Raw genomic sequence first — 14,971 nt, forward strand, 5'->3', positions numbered from 1 at the left:
CCTCAGGAAGAACGACATGACCGATATTCCCGCCTCGATCGATGACGCCATCGACGCCGCCGCAGACTTCCTCAATGCCGACGAACGCGATGTCGGGCATGTCGTGCTGGGTGTCGCCATCACCGTGGGGTTTGCGCTGCTGGCCACGGCCGCAGCGACAGGGGCGATCGGTCCCCGGCGGCGTTCGGTCCGGCAACTCCGCGAGGGTGCAGCACCAGTGACGGAGCGACCGCTTGGCGCATTCAGCCTGGTTCTGCCGGCTGTGTTCTCGGCAACGACCCTGTCTGCGGTACGGGTCTGGAATGCACCGGCAACCTCGACCCGGACAGCCGCGATGGGTCTTTGGGCCGGCGCACAGGCCATCAATGCCATCTGGATCGCGCTTCGCCCGGCCAGCCGCGGCATGCAGATCGCCGCTGCGATGACCAGCGCCGGCCTTGCTGCCGCCTTTGCGCATGAGGCGCGTAAACTGGACAACCGGGCCGGAAAGCTCGCCTCGCCAACGGGCGTGGGCATTCGCCTCGGCAATCTGTTCGATCGCAAGGCCAGGGACACGCCTTCCCCCACGCTGCACTAGGGCGGCCCCTGCCCCCCATTGCCCTTTGGCGACGCTTCCTCTAGGCATCGCCCCCGTTTCGCGCGCCCGTCAACGGGACCGGCTGCGCAATCCAGACCCAGTGATCCCATGGCGAAAATCAACGGCAACACCATCAAGCCCGGCATGGTGCTTGAGCATAACAAGGGCCTGTGGGTGGTTACCAAGGCCAGCCACGTCAAGCCCGGCAAGGGCGGTGCCTTTGCCAACGTCGAGGCCAAGAACCTCGAGACCGGCAACAAGCTCAACGAACGTTTCCGTTCTGAAGACAAGGTCGAGCGGGTCACGCTGGAACAGAAGGAGTTCTCGTTCCTGTATGAGCAGGGCGATGCCCTGGTGTTCATGGACGACGCCACCTACGAACAGACGGAACTGCAGAAGGACTGGGTGGGCGAAGACCGCGTCGCCTACCTGCAGGACGGCATGAAGGTCGTCATCGAAATGCACGAGGACCGTCCGATCGGTCTGTCGTTGCCCGATCAGGTCACGCTGGAAGTTGTCGAGACTGAACCGACCGTCAAGGGCCAGACCGCCTCATCGTCCTACAAGCCAGCCCGTGCCAACAATGGCGTCCGCATCATGATCCCGCCCTATATGGGTGTTGGTGAGCGGATCGTTGTCGACACCTCGACCGGTGAATACGTCCGCCGCGCGGACTGATCGAGCCTTATTGCCGAGGGTGAGGGCCGGCGACCGTGCTGGCCCTTCCCTGTTTTGTTTGAACTTCTCCGTCTGTCCGGGCCGCAAGCCTTTTCAGGACACGCGGACCAGGAGATTCCCATGGCTCTTTCTTCTGCCCTCCTTACCGTCATGATCGATGCCGTCCGCAAGACGGCGCGCCCGATGCTGCGCGACTTTGGCGAGGTCGCCCAGTTGCAGGTGTCGCGGAAAGGACCGGGCGATTTCGTCACGGCCGCCGACATCAAGGCCGAGGACACCCTTTACGAGCTGCTGATGAAGGCCCGTCCGGGCTACGGTTTCCTGGGCGAGGAACGCGGCCTGATGGAGGGGACCGACAAGTCCCACATGTGGATCGTCGACCCGATCGATGGCACCACGAATTTCATGCACGCCATGCCGCATTTCGCCATCACGGTCGGCCTTCAGCGCACGTCGCCGGACGGGAGCTCCGAAATTGTCGCGGGCGTCACCTACAACCCGGTCATGAACGAGCTGTTCTGGGCAGAAAAGGGCAAGGGAGCCTATCTGAACGATGCTCGCATCCGCGTGTCCGGCCGCCGCGACCTTGCCGACAGCCTGATCGCAACGGGCCTGCCCTTCATCGGCAAGACGGGCCACGCCCAGTCGATCAAGGACATCCACGCCGTCGGGCAGCGGGTGGCCGGGATCCGGCGTCTCGGGTCATCGGCACTGGACCTCGCCTGGGTCGCCTGCGGTCGCTACGACGCCTACTACGAGCGCAATCTGAAGCCCTGGGATGTGGCAGCCGGCATCCTGTTCGTCACCGAGGCCGGTGGGACGGTCACGACAATCGAGGCCGACGGCGATCCCAAGACCGGCTCGTCGATACTGTCGACCAACACCGAACTGCACCCTGCGCTTCGGAAGGTTCTGCTGGGCTAGGCCGTTGCCGGGTTAGGCCGTTTTGCATCGGCTTCGGCCGCCACGGCCAAGGCCCGCGCCCCGTCCGTACCCGCCTTGGGGCGGCCACCGAAGCGGTCGCAAAGGGCAAAGACGAACGGATTCAGCGCGATCGACAGCAACGCGGCCGCAAGAATCAGGTCGTGCGTCTCCTGTCGCATCGCCCCGAGCGAGACACCCAGCGCCGCCAGAATGAAGCTGAACTCCCCGATCTGGGCAAGGCTTGCAGCCACCGTCAGACTGGTCTCGCGTGTCAGTCTGAAGGCAAAGGTGATGGCCAGGGCGGCCAGCGACTTGCCGATGATGACAATTCCCAGGACACCCAGAACCGCCAGTGGGTCGCGGATCAGGATCGTCGGATCGAACAGCATTCCGACCGAAACGAAGAACAGGACGGCAAAGGCGTCCCGCAGCGGCAGGGATCGCTCGGCGGCGTTGTGGCCCAGCGGCGTGCCGTTCAGCACCAGGCCGGCAACGAAGGCCCCCAGCGCGAACGATGCGCCGAACACTGCATAGGCGATCCAGGCAATGCCTAGGGCGATAGCCAGGACACCGAGCGTGAACAATTCGCGCGACCGTGTGTGGGCGATGCGGACCAGCAGCCAGGGCAGAACCCGGCCCCCGACCACCAGCATCAGACCGACAAACGCCGCCACCTTCACCAGGGTAAGGCCGATCGATCCGGCCAGTTCGCCGGCGGTCAGACTCTCGCCCGGCTGGATTACGATCAGGGGCAGCAGAACCAGGGCAATGACGATGACGAGGTCCTCGACGATCAGCCAGCCCACGGCGATCCGCCCGATCTCGCCCTTGACCTGTTTGCGCTCCTCTAGTGCCCGCAGCAGGACGACGGTCGAGGCGACCGACAGGGCAAACCCCATGAGGGCGGCCTCAAGGTCACCCATCCCCAGCAGGCGTCCCAGGCCCCAACCCAGAACGGTGGCCACGCTGATCTGGACGAGGGCCCCCGGGATCGCGACCTTGCGGACCTTCATCAGGTCAGCGGGCGAGAAATGCAGTCCGACCCCGAACATCAGAAGGATGACGCCGACCTCTGCGAGTTGGGGGGCCAGCTCGGTGTCAGCGGTATAGCCCGGCGTAAAAGGCCCGACGACGACACCAGCGACGAGGTAACCAACAAGGGGCGACAGCTTCAGCCGATTGGCCAGCATCCCGAACACGAAAGCCAGCACGAAGCCGGCAACAAGGGTCAGAATCAGGCTGTCGGCGTGCGGCATCGACGCTCCTTGCAGAGTGTATGGGCAGTATTGCGGTCTGTGTTGAACGCAAGATGTGGGGTTTGGTGCCCCCAACGGCAAGGCTTGGTTGGCTTAACTGCGCCCTTGGCCGAATTCGAAATCCTTGCGTGCCGCAATGATGGTGACGATGAACCCGGCCAGAACATCCAGCAGCACCATGGTCATGATCAGGAAGAAGACTGACGTCGCGAACCCGCCCAGCAGCAGGAACTCGATCAGGCAGACCACGAAAAGCACCATGGACAGGGCATGATTGACGATGGCCGCCTTCTGGCTGGTCGTCGATTTCAGGAGCTCGAAAAACAGCAGGATCAGCGACAGGAACAGGATCAGGTCGCCGACCGAAACCGACCATCGCGCACCCGAGGCCATGGTCACAGCGAACAGCGGATCGGACAGCACATCGCTGGCCACAGCGAGACCATTGCTCGCATCCTGACCGATGAAGATGATCACGATGTTGTAGATCACCACCGGCACGATCAGCAGGGGAATGGCGATCAGCATGGTCGAATCGTTCCAGCACGGCACAGCGCCGCTTCACCCTGCTTAACGCGCTTCGCCCGAGCGGTGTAGCCCGGTCTAGTATTCGCTGATGCCACCCGGCTGGCGGGACCGGGTCTTGAGCCAGATCACGCCCAGCAGGTCGGAAACGGAGGCCATCAACCGGCCCCAGTTGGTGTATTTCGACTGGCCAACCTCGCGGTGACGGTGGCCGACATCGACGTACAGGTTGCGATATCCTTCCCGGATCACCAGCGCCGGCAGATAGCGGTGGATATGATCAAAGTAAGGGAGCCGCAGAAACACCTCTCGTCGGAACGCCTTCAGGCCGCAGCCCGTGTCGTCGGCATCGTCGTTCAGGAGCCTTCGCCGGATTCGGTTCGCCCAGACCGAGGCCTGACGCTTGGCTTCCGAATCCTGCCGGCGCGCACGGACGCCGCCGACCAGGGCCACGTCAGCGGGCGCGTTCAACAGCAGATCAACGAGCTTCGGAGCGTCAACCGGAGGATTCTGACCATCGCCATCCAGGGTCACGATGATCTCGCCCCTCGCTGCCAGCACGCCGGTCCGCACCGCACGGCTCTGGCCCGCATTGGAGCCGTGGCTCAGAACGCGCAGCGTCGGCAGATCACCCATCACGGCGCGGAGTTCGGCCAATGTCGAATCGCGCGATGCATCGTCGACGAAAATCATCTCGAACGGCCGACCCGAAAAGGCTGTGGCGATATCACGGGCCAATGCGGCAGCATTGCCCGCCTCGTTGTGCACGGGCACGACCACGGAAATCAGGGGCGCAGAAACGGTATCCATCCGGCCTCTTAACGCACGCGGACAAGCCACGCTATTGGCTCGCCGCGCGACCATGGTAAGCATCCCCCATGACGCGCCCGAACCTGGATCGATACATCGCCGGTTGGCGCGGCCCATTGCTCGCAGCCCTGCTGGCCATGATTGCCGGTCTTCCGGGCCTTCTGCTGTTGCCGCCACTTGATCGCGACGAAAGCCGCTACGCCCAGGCCACATCCCAGATGCTTGAGAGCGGCGACTATGTCGACATCCGCTTTCAGGACGATCCTCGCTGGAAGAAGCCGATCGGCATCTACTGGATGCAGGCTGTCACAGTCGCCGCGACATCGACCGTAGAGGCACGCGACATCGCCGCTTATCGCATACCGTCTCTTCTGGGGGCCATGCTGGCGGCCGGCGCGGCGGCCTGGGCTGGAGCCGCCCTGTTCGGGCGACGTGCCGGATTCCTGGCCGGGGCCATGCTGGGTGCCAGCTTCCTCCTCTCGTCCGAGGCTGGCATTGCCAAGACCGACGCCATGCTCTGCGGAGCGGTGACCCTGGCCATGGCCTCCCTGGCCCGGATCTATATGGCGACGCGCGCCGGCACCGATCCGCGCAGGCATCACAAATTCATCTTCTGGGCCGCGCTGGGACTCTCGATCCTGATCAAGGGTCCGATCGGTCTGATTGTCGTCGTTCCCGCCATGCTGATGCTTTCGATCTGGGACCGGGACATCAAATGGATGCGCCGTCTGGGGTGGGGTTGGGGCTTGCCCCTTGTCGCCTTGATTGTCGGCCCGTGGGCCATCGCCATCACCATCGTCACCGATGGCGGATTCTGGCGAGAAGCCATCGGCGGTGACCTCGGTCAGAAGGTCACCGGGGCGGATGAGGGCCATTCGGGCTTCCCCGGCATGTATCTGACCCTCGCGCCACTGCTGCTGTTTCCGGCGACCTTGATGCTGCCGGCTGCGTTGTCGGCGGGCTGGCACCGGCGGGCAGAACCCGCGATCCGCTTTCTGGTGTGCTGGCTGGTGCCGGCCTGGCTGATCTTCGAGATCGCCCCTACAAAGCTCTGGCACTACACGCTGCCGACCTTCGGAGCGATCGCCCTCCTCTCCGCCGCCGCCCTGACACAGCCGATCGGGACGCTGTCACGGCGACTGGGTGCAGGACTGATGGTTCTGGCGGGCGTGCTCCTCTGCGTGATCACGGTGTACGGTCTGACCGAGTTCGGTCGCTCCACTGCCCAGACCTGGGCGACGATCACCATCGTGTCCGCCTTCGTCGGTGCCATGGCCGGCGCGTTTCTACTGATCAACCGGGCCGCAGTATCGGCCGTGCTGATCTCCTTGGCATTCGGGATTTTGGCGCACGCTGCCCTTGCCGGCACGCTGCGACAGCTCAGGCCGTTGTCGGTCTCGCCGCAACTGGAAAAGACCCTGGAACAGGCCGGCCTGCATCCGCGGCAGGGGCGCGTGCCAGGGCCGGTCGCCATAACGACCTATCATGAGCCCAGTTTTGTCTTCCTTACGGGTCGGGACACCGAATTGACCGACGCGGCCGGAGCGGCCAGAGCCCTGGCGGAGGGCCGGCCGGCCATCGTCGAGGCCGGTGATGCCGAGGACTTCCGGCAGGCCCTCGCCCCGACGGGTGCGGTGGGCCGGGCGGTGGGGACCGTGACGGGTCATAACTATTCCAATGGCGACGATGTCAGCCTGACCGTCTATGCCCCCTCCGGTGCCACACTCCCCCAGGCTGGCGAGTGACCGCTCGATCCATCCAGATCGTCGAGGTCGGTCCGCGCGACGGCTTGCAGAACGAGAAGGTCGTGCTGGACCCCGCCGTCCGGGCCGAACTCGTGACCCGTCTGGAACGGGCGGGGGCCAGACGGATCGAAGCCGTGAGCTTCGTTCACCCGAAATATGTGCCGCAGATGGCCGGCGCCGAAGCGGTCATGTCTGCCCTCCCCTCCGCTGCGGGCCACAGTCGCATCGGACTGGTCCTGAACGGCAAGGGCTATGACCGCGCGCTTGGCACCTCTGTCGACGAGGTGAACATCGCAATGTCAGCGACAAACGGCTTTGGATTGAAAAATCAGGGTCTCGACGTTCGGGGGCAGGTCTCGATGCTGTCCGACATCCTGGCCGGGCGACGAAATTCGGAAGGGCAGCCCGGCACGCCGTCCCTGTCCGCCACTCTGTCCTGCGTCTGGGGCTGCCCATTCGACGGCGAAGTTTCGGTCGGTCAGATCGCGGATCTGGTCGGCGAGATTGCCGCGATGGGCGTTGCAGAGATCGCCCTGGCCGACACCATCGGCGCCGGCGATCCCTGGGCGGTCACGCGCAAGGTCGAAGCCGCCAGGCAGGCCGCACCGGACACGACCCTGCGACTGCATTTCCATGACACCCGCAATACCGGTCTTGCGAATGCCCACGCCGGTATCGAGGCCGGGATCGATGTGCTGGACGCCTCGGTCGGCGGCATCGGCGGCTGCCCCTTTGCACCCGGAGCCACAGGCAATATCGCGACCGAAGACCTGGTTTACATGTTGCACAGGGCAGGTTTTGAAACCGGCTTCGATCTCGATGCCCTGATCGCTACGGCGCGATGGATTGGAGACAGGATCGGCCGCCCTGCGCCGAGCGCCCTCAGCCGCGCGGGTGGCTGGCCAGGCTGACGGTCCGGCGCACTGACCGAGTCCTGACTGTTCAATCCCGGCACTGCGGCCTATATCGCCCGCTCTCCGGAGACCCCGTTTGCCATTCCCGTTCGAAATCCAGGCCACCGAAGGCCGCGCGCGCACTGCGGTGCTGAAAACCTCTCGCGGCGATATCCGCACGCCCGCCTTCATGCCCGTCGGCACGGCGGCCACGGTCAAGGCCATGACCGTGGACCAGGTGAAGGCGACTGGCGCCGATATCCTTCTAGGCAACACCTATCACCTGATGCTGCGCCCTGGACCCGAGCGGATGGAACGACTGGGCGGGCTGCACAGGTTCATGGGCTGGGACAAGCCGATCCTGACGGACTCCGGCGGTTTCCAGGTCATGTCGCTGGCCGGAATTTCAAAGGTGAAGGAAGAGGCCGTCACCTTTTCCAGTCACATCGACGGGTCAAAGCACATCCTGTCGCCGGAACGGTCCATCGAGATCCAGGCCGACCGCATCGGGGCTGACATCTCGATGCAGCTGGACGAGTGCGTTGCCTGGCCGGCCGAGCAGGACCGAGCCCGTCAGGCCATGGAACTGTCTGCGCGGTGGGCCGCCCGTTCAAAGGCCGCGTTTGGCACGCGGGAAACCCAGGCCCTGTTCGGGATCCAGCAAGGTTCGACCTTCGAACCCCTTCGCCGGGAATCCTCGGACCGACTGCAGGAGATCGGCTTTGATGGCTATGCCATTGGCGGGCTGGCTGTGGGCGAGGGCCATCAGGCCATGTGCGAGGTTCTGGACTATGCTCCGGACATGCTGCCCGTGGACCGGCCCCGCTATCTGATGGGGGTCGGCAAGCCGGTCGACCTGGTGGAAGCGGTCTGGCGGGGTGTGGACATGTTTGACTGCGTTCTGCCGACACGTGCCGGTCGCCATGGTCAGGCCTGGACCTGGGATGGCCCCATTAATCTGAAGAACGCCCGTTTTGCCGAAGACCAGGACCCGCTCGACGCTACGATCGCATGTCCCGCTTCCAGCGGTTATTCGAAAGCCTATCTGCACCATCTGATCCGTGCCGACGAGATCCTCGGCAAGACCCTGCTCAGCTGGCACAACATCGCCTTCTATCAGGCACTGACGGCGGCCATGCGTGAGGCCATTGCCCATGGCCGGTTCGAGGCCTTCCGGCGGGAATTCCACGCCCGGCACACTTCGAATTAGGGATCACCCCGGCTGACGCCGTGTGTCAGGCGCCGTGTGTCAGGCCGGAACCAGCGGGGCGCTGCCGGCGGGGCGCAGTTCTGCTGCATGCCCATGCCCTTGAGGAACGACCGCCGCATCAGGCCTGCCTGGATCGAGGCCTGAACCTCGCGGCTGTGCTGCTCGGCCCCGCTCAGACGCCTGATCCAGCTACGGCCGGGAATGAAGTCCCGCACGCCGTCCCGGACCATATCCAGGGCAAGGTCTGCCCCCGCATCGGCCATCTGCTCACTCCGGGTCGTGCCTTGCCCTTGCGGCGGCTCGTCGGTATCGGGCCCCAGAGCGTCGTCGAGACGGGCGACTTCCCTCGCGATCGTCGAACACCGGCCAAGATTGCGCATGTCATAGGGATTGTTCCGGGCCTGCAGCAGGACCGTCGGAATCGTCTCCCGTCGGAGATTGAAATCATCAAGCGGCGCAGTCGCGGCTCCTCCAAATCCCCGGCCGAATTGTCCTGCACCATCCATAGCGGCGCGGCCGGTCGCACAGCTCCCCAATCCTGTGGCGAGCGCGGCAACAAGGATACAAGAGCAAGCAGCAGAACGTCCGGTCATATCCGTACAACGCCCGACGCGAGGATAAGCGCAACAGGGCACCTATTTTTTGTTGGCCAGAACCACGCATCTGCCTCCGCCCCCTGAGAGAGGCGGAGCGAGACCATGCTGCCACTGTTCAGAGCTGCGACCTTAGAGGCCAACCCGCGTTCAGCAACGTGGTCGGCATCTTGAAGCGCTTGCCCAACTCAGGCGGCATCTCTCGCGATCTGAGCGACAGGTCTCCGAACCAGAGACAACTGTCAGCCCTCAAGGATCAACGGACAGTTGGCCTTGCCGAACAGGTTCTCCCGCGAGTGCCAGTAGACGCGCTGAACGAACCGCCTTCCGGTGAAATAGGTGCAAACAAGCGAACCCCGACTGTTCGCGCCGAGATCGCCGTAGTCCTTTGTCACATAGGTCTGTCCGGGTGAGATCAGACGCTGTGAAACGACAGGTTTGTAGCCCGTGAGTGCAGGCGTCAAAGCGACCCCGAGGGCTATGGTTCCGATGACAGCAGCCACCACTTTCAGAGTGGTTTTGACCCCGTCGGATCCACCTTCCTCGTCCTCACTCGCCCACTCGTCCGAACGGGGCTCATATTCAAACTGCATCGACATCACGTATCCGTAGGCTGACCTCGAAATCCATCAGAATATCCATCAGCTCCTCGCTACCTGGCGGGGCTGCCTTTGCGCCAAATCGATAACTTGAAAAACTGACGATATGCTGAATGGCCCCAAGCTGCTCACCCAGTCGCATGAAAAGTGAGGGAGCAGCCAATAGAAACCCTTTGAACTCTGCAGGATTTCCCTGTTTCGTCAGATCTGCATAGGCAAGGTCATAAATCTGCAGCGTGTTTTGAACATCGAGACATGTTCGAGCGATTTGCGTGCGAAGCACTTTTCGACTGCGCACTATGTACTCTCGAGAAATCATGTCCAATGGTCCGATGGGCTTTATGAGCCTGATGCTGTCCAATACGCCTGCAACACGTTTCAGGACGCTAACCATCACCCATTTATAGTATAGCAGGCCTCTCCAGCAAAACACGCACTCTTGATACTGATCAGCACGAAGATTTAGCGCGCTCCTCAGCGCGTCCGACTCATCCCCGGGCGCGTTCGATAATATCTTCAATGCTAGACCTTCTATCGATCTCGGTCCCACAGAGGATCGGCGAAGACTGAGGTGCACAAGCGGACTGATCTCGAGTTTCACAAAATCAAGCATGTCCTGGAGATCGGCATCGCTGATCTGAAAATAGCACGGGGCAGGGTTCAGTCCCGCGCGACTCAGCCTTTCCCTCAATAGAAAGGGGTCGAGCGATGGGAGCCTGTCGATCATTCCGAGGACGATAAAATCAGGATGATCAGCGGTGACGCCGAAAACCTGCGCCATGGTCCGTTCGTAGTTTATCTGTCCCACAAACACATATCGCCCACCTGTCTTGAGGTCCCAGCGGTCGATCGGCACCACAATCTTGGTGGCGACCTGCCTAGGAACTCTGAAGATGTCATATTCATTGCGACGCAATCTGTGCTTCAACAACAGACATGCATTCAGCTCCGGGGTCCGAAACAATGGCCGGTCGACCCAATCTGGTGTGAGCCGATAATCGCGTGCAACCTGCAGAAGGTTCAGAACACGCGCTGTAGAGGCGGACTTCTCCAGACTTTCAAGGCTCCGGAATGCGCGATCTGACAAAATTTTCCCCGCCTCTATTCGGGGACCATGGATAATCAATGTTGGTTATGCATATGTAATGCGGCTTGCTTAAAATCATCAAATTAAAGAAAACGGCAAAGTAACCTCATTGTTAGATTTTACTGAGAGAATACAGTACTGGATTTTTATATTATGATTTAGATTTATTGAATTAACGCAGCACTCAACATGAATAGTCTTGGTTCTCAAGAATTATCTAGATTCTCACTCGAATTTCAATCGAGGTTCGAAATGAGCGGTTCTGCAGATTCTGGTCCCAAGTGCGCGCGAGTCGGTACGACGCAGGACAAGCTCGAACCGGGCTGACAGCTCAGCAACGGACAAACCACGGCGTCAGAAACAGCAATTCATCTGGGATCGCGACGGCGCGCCGATTTTCGGCATGCTGTGTTTGAGGGCAAACAGCGCGCCATGGTACGTCCTCTCGGGCTCGAACCGAGGACCCTCTGATTAAAAGTCAGATGCTCTAACCAACTGAGCTAAGGACGCACATCGTAGGGCGGGCCCGCGAAGGAGCGCCTTCTGTTGCATTGCGGGCGTCAGGTCAAGCACTGTCCTCGACGAAATCGCCCTTCGGGGCTAGGCACCGCACATGAAACCACTCTCAGGCATTCGTATCGTCGAATTCGACGGCCTTGGGCCCGTGACCTTTGCCGGCATGATGCTGGCGGACCTCGGCGCGGACATTGTCCGGCTGACCCGGGCGGCCTCGGCTGGAGCGGCTGTTTTCGATCAGGTGGGGGGCGAAATCCTTCACCGTGGGCGCGCGGCCGTGCCGGTGGACCTCAAGGACAAGGCGGATCGAGTCCGCATCCTTGATCTGGTATCGCGGTCAGACGCAGTCATTGAGGGCTTCCGACCCGGAGTGATGGAACGTCTGGGCCTCGGTCCCGAGGCCTTGCAGGCTCAGAACCCGCGCCTTGTGTACGGACGGGTAACGGGATGGGGCCAGTCAGGGCCGCTGGCGAGCGAGGTCGGTCACGACATCAACTATCTGGCCCTGTCCGGTGCCCTGCATGCGCTCGGCGACGCGGAGCGTCCGCCACGCCCACCCCTGAACATGCTCGGGGATTACGGGGGTGGCGCCATGATGCTGGTTACCGGCTTGCTTGCAGCCCTGATCGAGGCCCGAACCACCGGTCACGGGCGGATCGTCGATGCGGCCATGACCGACGGGTCAGCCCTTCTGACCAGCTTGTTCCACGCCTTCCGGCCGCTGGGCCTTTGGAACGACACGCCCGGGACCAACCTGCTGGATGGCGGTGCACCTTTTTATCGCTGCTACAGGTGCCGTGACGGCCGTTTTGTTGCGGTGGGTGCCCTGGAACCCAGATTCTATGCGGCTCTTGTAGAAGGATTGGGCCTCGCGACAGAGGAAGTGCCGCAGTTTCCCGTGACCCAATGGCCAGCCTTGCACGGCCGTTTCGAAGCGATCTTCATGACACGCGACCGGGATGATTGGGCTACCCATTTCTCGGGCACAGAAGCATGTGTCACCCCGGTCCTGACCATGGCTGAGGCCCCCCTGCACCCGCACAACGCCGCGCGCGACACGTTCTCTGCCGGGCCACCGATCCAGCCTTCCCCAGCCCCGCGTTTCGGCAAAGCCGCCATCATGCCCGGTCCGGGGACGAGGAAGACATTGGACGCCGCACTGTCCGCATGGTCCGTAGATCGAATTGGTTCGTCAGCAGACGCCAGCTAACTCTGCAACGTTGCCCAGCCAGCCCGACACCGACTATGGAACATCCTGAAATCCGGCGCGTTCGGCAGCCGATCCGGGGAGGAAGACGATGAAGCCCATTTTGCTGGCCCTTGGCCTTACGGCCCTTGTCGTCGTCGGCTGTGATGATCCCGGCAATGACCAATCCGACGCTTCACCCATGATGGTAGAGGCCGCGCCCGCCGCAGAGGACGTCGCCGCCGATGTGGTCGAGACCGAGCCCGAAGTCGTGGTGCCGGTTGACCCCGTTCCAGTCCTGCCCCCCGACGACGCAACCTCGCAGGAAAGCGTTACGCCCGAGAGCGAGACGCTCTTTTACTGAGTCATCGGGGCGATGCCCTCCGATCGCCGCCTTCGTGGGCGAATGACCGCCTGCCACGGACGAAAGTACGATTTTTGCAGACCAGACCGGCATCCCCGCCTTCACGACGATCGAGGCTGGTGACGTCCGCGGCCACGACAGTCGTCATCATTATGCTCGGGTTGGCGTCGCCATTCACGGCAGTGGCTGATCCCCGGGCACAGGTCAGGGGGGAACTCGACGGCCCGCTGCGGACCCAGATCGAGCGCGCCATCGGTGAGGTCGACGGTCCGCCTGCGAACCGCTTCGAAGCCCGCCGACGCGCAAGGGCCGCGATGGAGTCAGCTGAGGCCCTGCTGCGATCGGAAGGCTATTACCAGTCGACGCTCGAAGACCTCGTTGAGGGAGATACGGCTCCGGTCGCCATTATCACTGTCATTCCCGGACAGCGATTTCTGATCGCCCCGCCGGCGATCCGTTACATCGCTCCCGAGCCCGACCCGGCCACAGCGGCAGAAGTTGCGGCAGAAATCGATCTGCAGCCCGGTAGCCCGGGCCGGTCCGTGGATGTCATCGCAGCCGAGGGCCGGATCGTGGCAAGCCTGACGCGCCGCGGTTATGCCGATGCCGAAACCCAACCTCGTCGCGTCGTTGTGGACCACGCGGCCTATACTGTGCAGCCGACCTACGCGATTGTCTCAGGCGAATTGGTCAGGCTGGACGGTGTCCGGCTGGAAACACGGGGGCCGACCAATCCCGACTGGGTGGCCGCACTGGCACCCTGGGTTTCCGGTGAGGTCTATGACCCTGAAGATGTTGCCGAACTTGAGCGTCGCCTTCTCGAGACCGGGGTATATGACGGCGTTGGCGTGGCCCTTTCGCCAATCGATCAAACGACGGTGGAGGGAAACCGGCCGGTCATCGTCAGCCTGACTGACCGACCACGCAGGATCCTTGAGGCCGGCATCACGGCATCGACGGCGACGGCCTCGCCGACCGCCACGGCAGCCACACTGACGACGGCGGGCGGTTCCGGCATCGACGCCTTGTGGACCTGGTACAACCGGTTCGGACGGGCTGACACCTTGCGGTTCGAAGCCCGGCTTACCGATCTAGACAGCCGTCTCGGGGTGAACCTGTCCCTTCCCCACTGGCGCCGTCCAGGCCAGACGCTTGCGCTTGCCACCGCTATCGTCAACGAGGATACCGATGCCTATCGTCGATTGGCCTTCACTGCCGCTGCGGATCTGCGCCAAAGGCTGGGCCGCACATCCTACTACAGTTACGGCGTCGGCCTTGACGCAGGCCAGTACGACGAGAGCCGGTTTGATCCGATCACCCAGGCCCCCATCGACGTCAGCCGAAACCTCGCCATTCTGACAGCGCGGGGCGCTGCCTTCATGGACCGATCGAACGACGCCCTGAACCCGACGAGCGGTTACCGTTTCACGGCCAATGTCCAGCCCACGGCAGTGACAGGCGAGGACAGTCTCCTTTTCCTGAAGGCAGAAACACAGGTCACCGCCTATTTACCTGTCCAGGACGATGCGAAAACCGTACTGGCCGGCCGTATTAAGCTGGGGTCCATCGTCGGCGGCGAGGAACTGACCATTCCTGCTGACCGCCTGTTCTATTCGGGCGGTGGCGGCTCTGTGCGCGGATTCGAATATCAGGGCGTGGGTCCTCGCCTGCCTGACAATACGCCACGTGGGGGCCTGTCGCTGTTTGAGGTGTCGGCAGAGGTGCGGCGCGATATCGGCGAAAGCTTCCAGGCCGTGGCCTTCGTCGATGCCGGAGCCATCGGGTCATCGGAGACTCCGGACTTCAGCAATCTGCGCTACGCTGTCGGCGCAGGTGTCCGCTACAAACTGCCTTTTGGTCCTGTGCGTTTCGACATCGCCATGCCGCTCGACAAGCGTGAGGGCGACGCTGCGTTCCAGATCTACATCAGCATCGGTCAGGCATTTTGACCGATTCCAGCCCGCCTGAACCCCAACCCAATGGCGAAACGAGCGGTGAGGACACACCC

15 protein-coding genes and 1 tRNA gene are annotated in these 14,971 nt (G+C 62.6%); 9 read left to right on the forward strand and 7 right to left on the reverse strand.

Annotated elements, in window-relative coordinates:
- The first annotated feature begins 16 nt into the window (after positions 1-16).
- The 3 genes from GGR13_RS08070 (at position 17) to GGR13_RS08080 (ending at position 2,179) form a co-directional block, all read left to right on the forward strand.
- Positions 17-577 (forward strand): tryptophan-rich sensory protein, encoded by a 561-nt coding sequence (locus tag GGR13_RS08070; RefSeq protein WP_183212974.1) that lies wholly within the window; start codon positions 17-19, stop codon positions 575-577.
- 108 nt (positions 578-685) lie between these two features.
- Positions 686-1,255 carry an elongation factor P gene (gene efp, locus GGR13_RS08075; RefSeq protein WP_183212975.1) on the forward strand — a complete coding sequence of 190 codons (570 nt, stop codon included), beginning with the start codon at positions 686-688 and terminating at the stop codon, positions 1,253-1,255.
- 120 nt (positions 1,256-1,375) lie between these two features.
- Positions 1,376-2,179, forward strand: a complete 804-nt coding sequence (locus tag GGR13_RS08080) for an inositol monophosphatase family protein (RefSeq protein ID WP_183212976.1) — start codon at positions 1,376-1,378, stop codon at positions 2,177-2,179.
- Here GGR13_RS08080 and GGR13_RS08085 read toward each other — a convergent pair.
- From GGR13_RS08085 to GGR13_RS08095, 3 genes are all read right to left on the reverse strand, one after another.
- Positions 2,176-3,435, reverse strand: coding sequence for a cation:proton antiporter domain-containing protein (locus tag GGR13_RS08085; RefSeq protein WP_183212977.1), 1,260 nt, complete (start codon positions 3,433-3,435; stop codon positions 2,176-2,178). The genes GGR13_RS08080 and GGR13_RS08085 overlap by 4 nt on opposite strands.
- 93 nt (positions 3,436-3,528) lie before the next feature.
- On the reverse strand, positions 3,529-3,963 hold the full coding sequence (locus GGR13_RS08090; protein ID WP_183212978.1) for a hypothetical protein: 435 nt from the start codon (positions 3,961-3,963) through the stop codon (positions 3,529-3,531).
- A 75-nt stretch (positions 3,964-4,038) separates the two neighbouring features.
- Positions 4,039-4,770 (reverse strand): glycosyltransferase family 2 protein, encoded by a 732-nt coding sequence (locus GGR13_RS08095; RefSeq protein ID WP_183212979.1) that lies wholly within the window; start codon positions 4,768-4,770, stop codon positions 4,039-4,041.
- 68 nt (positions 4,771-4,838) lie between these two features.
- On the opposite strand from GGR13_RS08095, the gene GGR13_RS08100 reads away from it, so the two are divergent.
- The 3 genes from GGR13_RS08100 to tgt all read left to right on the forward strand — a co-directional run bounded on the left by GGR13_RS08100 (position 4,839) and on the right by tgt (position 8,618).
- On the forward strand, positions 4,839-6,515 hold the full coding sequence (locus tag GGR13_RS08100; protein WP_183212980.1) for an ArnT family glycosyltransferase: 1,677 nt from the start codon (positions 4,839-4,841) through the stop codon (positions 6,513-6,515).
- Positions 6,512-7,426, forward strand: coding sequence for a hydroxymethylglutaryl-CoA lyase (locus GGR13_RS08105; RefSeq protein WP_183212981.1), 915 nt, complete (start codon positions 6,512-6,514; stop codon positions 7,424-7,426). The genes GGR13_RS08100 and GGR13_RS08105 overlap by 4 nt, the downstream gene beginning before the upstream one ends.
- 79 nt (positions 7,427-7,505) lie before the next feature.
- Entirely contained in the window at positions 7,506-8,618 is a 1,113-nt protein-coding gene (gene tgt, locus GGR13_RS08110) for a tRNA guanosine(34) transglycosylase Tgt (protein WP_183212982.1), read from the forward strand.
- Here the strand turns inward: tgt and GGR13_RS08115 are convergent.
- The 4 genes from GGR13_RS08115 to GGR13_RS08130 form a co-directional block, all read right to left on the reverse strand.
- Positions 8,615-9,124: a hypothetical protein gene (locus tag GGR13_RS08115; protein ID WP_246347738.1), complete on the reverse strand. Its 510-nt coding sequence runs from the start codon at positions 9,122-9,124 to the stop codon at positions 8,615-8,617. The two genes, tgt and GGR13_RS08115, sit on opposite strands and share 4 nt — an antisense overlap.
- Before the next feature lie 329 nt (positions 9,125-9,453).
- Positions 9,454-9,810 (reverse strand): hypothetical protein, encoded by a 357-nt coding sequence (locus tag GGR13_RS08120; RefSeq protein WP_183212984.1) that lies wholly within the window; start codon positions 9,808-9,810, stop codon positions 9,454-9,456.
- Entirely contained in the window at positions 9,794-10,897 is a 1,104-nt protein-coding gene (locus tag GGR13_RS08125) for a hypothetical protein (RefSeq protein WP_183212985.1), read from the reverse strand. The genes GGR13_RS08120 and GGR13_RS08125 overlap by 17 nt, the downstream gene beginning before the upstream one ends.
- A 433-nt stretch (positions 10,898-11,330) precedes the next feature.
- Positions 11,331-11,407 (reverse strand) — tRNA-Lys (locus GGR13_RS08130).
- A 103-nt stretch (positions 11,408-11,510) separates the two neighbouring features.
- Between GGR13_RS08130 and GGR13_RS08135 the strand changes: the two genes are divergently transcribed.
- The 3 genes from GGR13_RS08135 (at position 11,511) to GGR13_RS08145 (ending at position 14,912) form a co-directional block, all read left to right on the forward strand.
- Positions 11,511-12,623, forward strand: a complete 1,113-nt coding sequence (locus GGR13_RS08135; RefSeq protein ID WP_183212986.1) for a CaiB/BaiF CoA transferase family protein — start codon at positions 11,511-11,513, stop codon at positions 12,621-12,623.
- Between the two features lie 88 nt (positions 12,624-12,711).
- Entirely contained in the window at positions 12,712-12,963 is a 252-nt protein-coding gene (locus tag GGR13_RS08140; protein WP_183212987.1) for a hypothetical protein, read from the forward strand.
- A 119-nt stretch (positions 12,964-13,082) separates the two neighbouring features.
- The gene (locus GGR13_RS08145) at positions 13,083-14,912 is read left to right on the forward strand and encodes an autotransporter assembly complex protein TamA (protein ID WP_425486081.1); all 1,830 of its coding nucleotides are present in this window, start codon (positions 13,083-13,085) and stop codon (positions 14,910-14,912) included.
- Positions 14,913-14,971 lie beyond the last annotated feature (59 nt).

Source organism: Brevundimonas variabilis, assembly GCF_014199945.1.
Lineage (GTDB): Bacteria > Pseudomonadota > Alphaproteobacteria > Caulobacterales > Caulobacteraceae > Brevundimonas > Brevundimonas variabilis.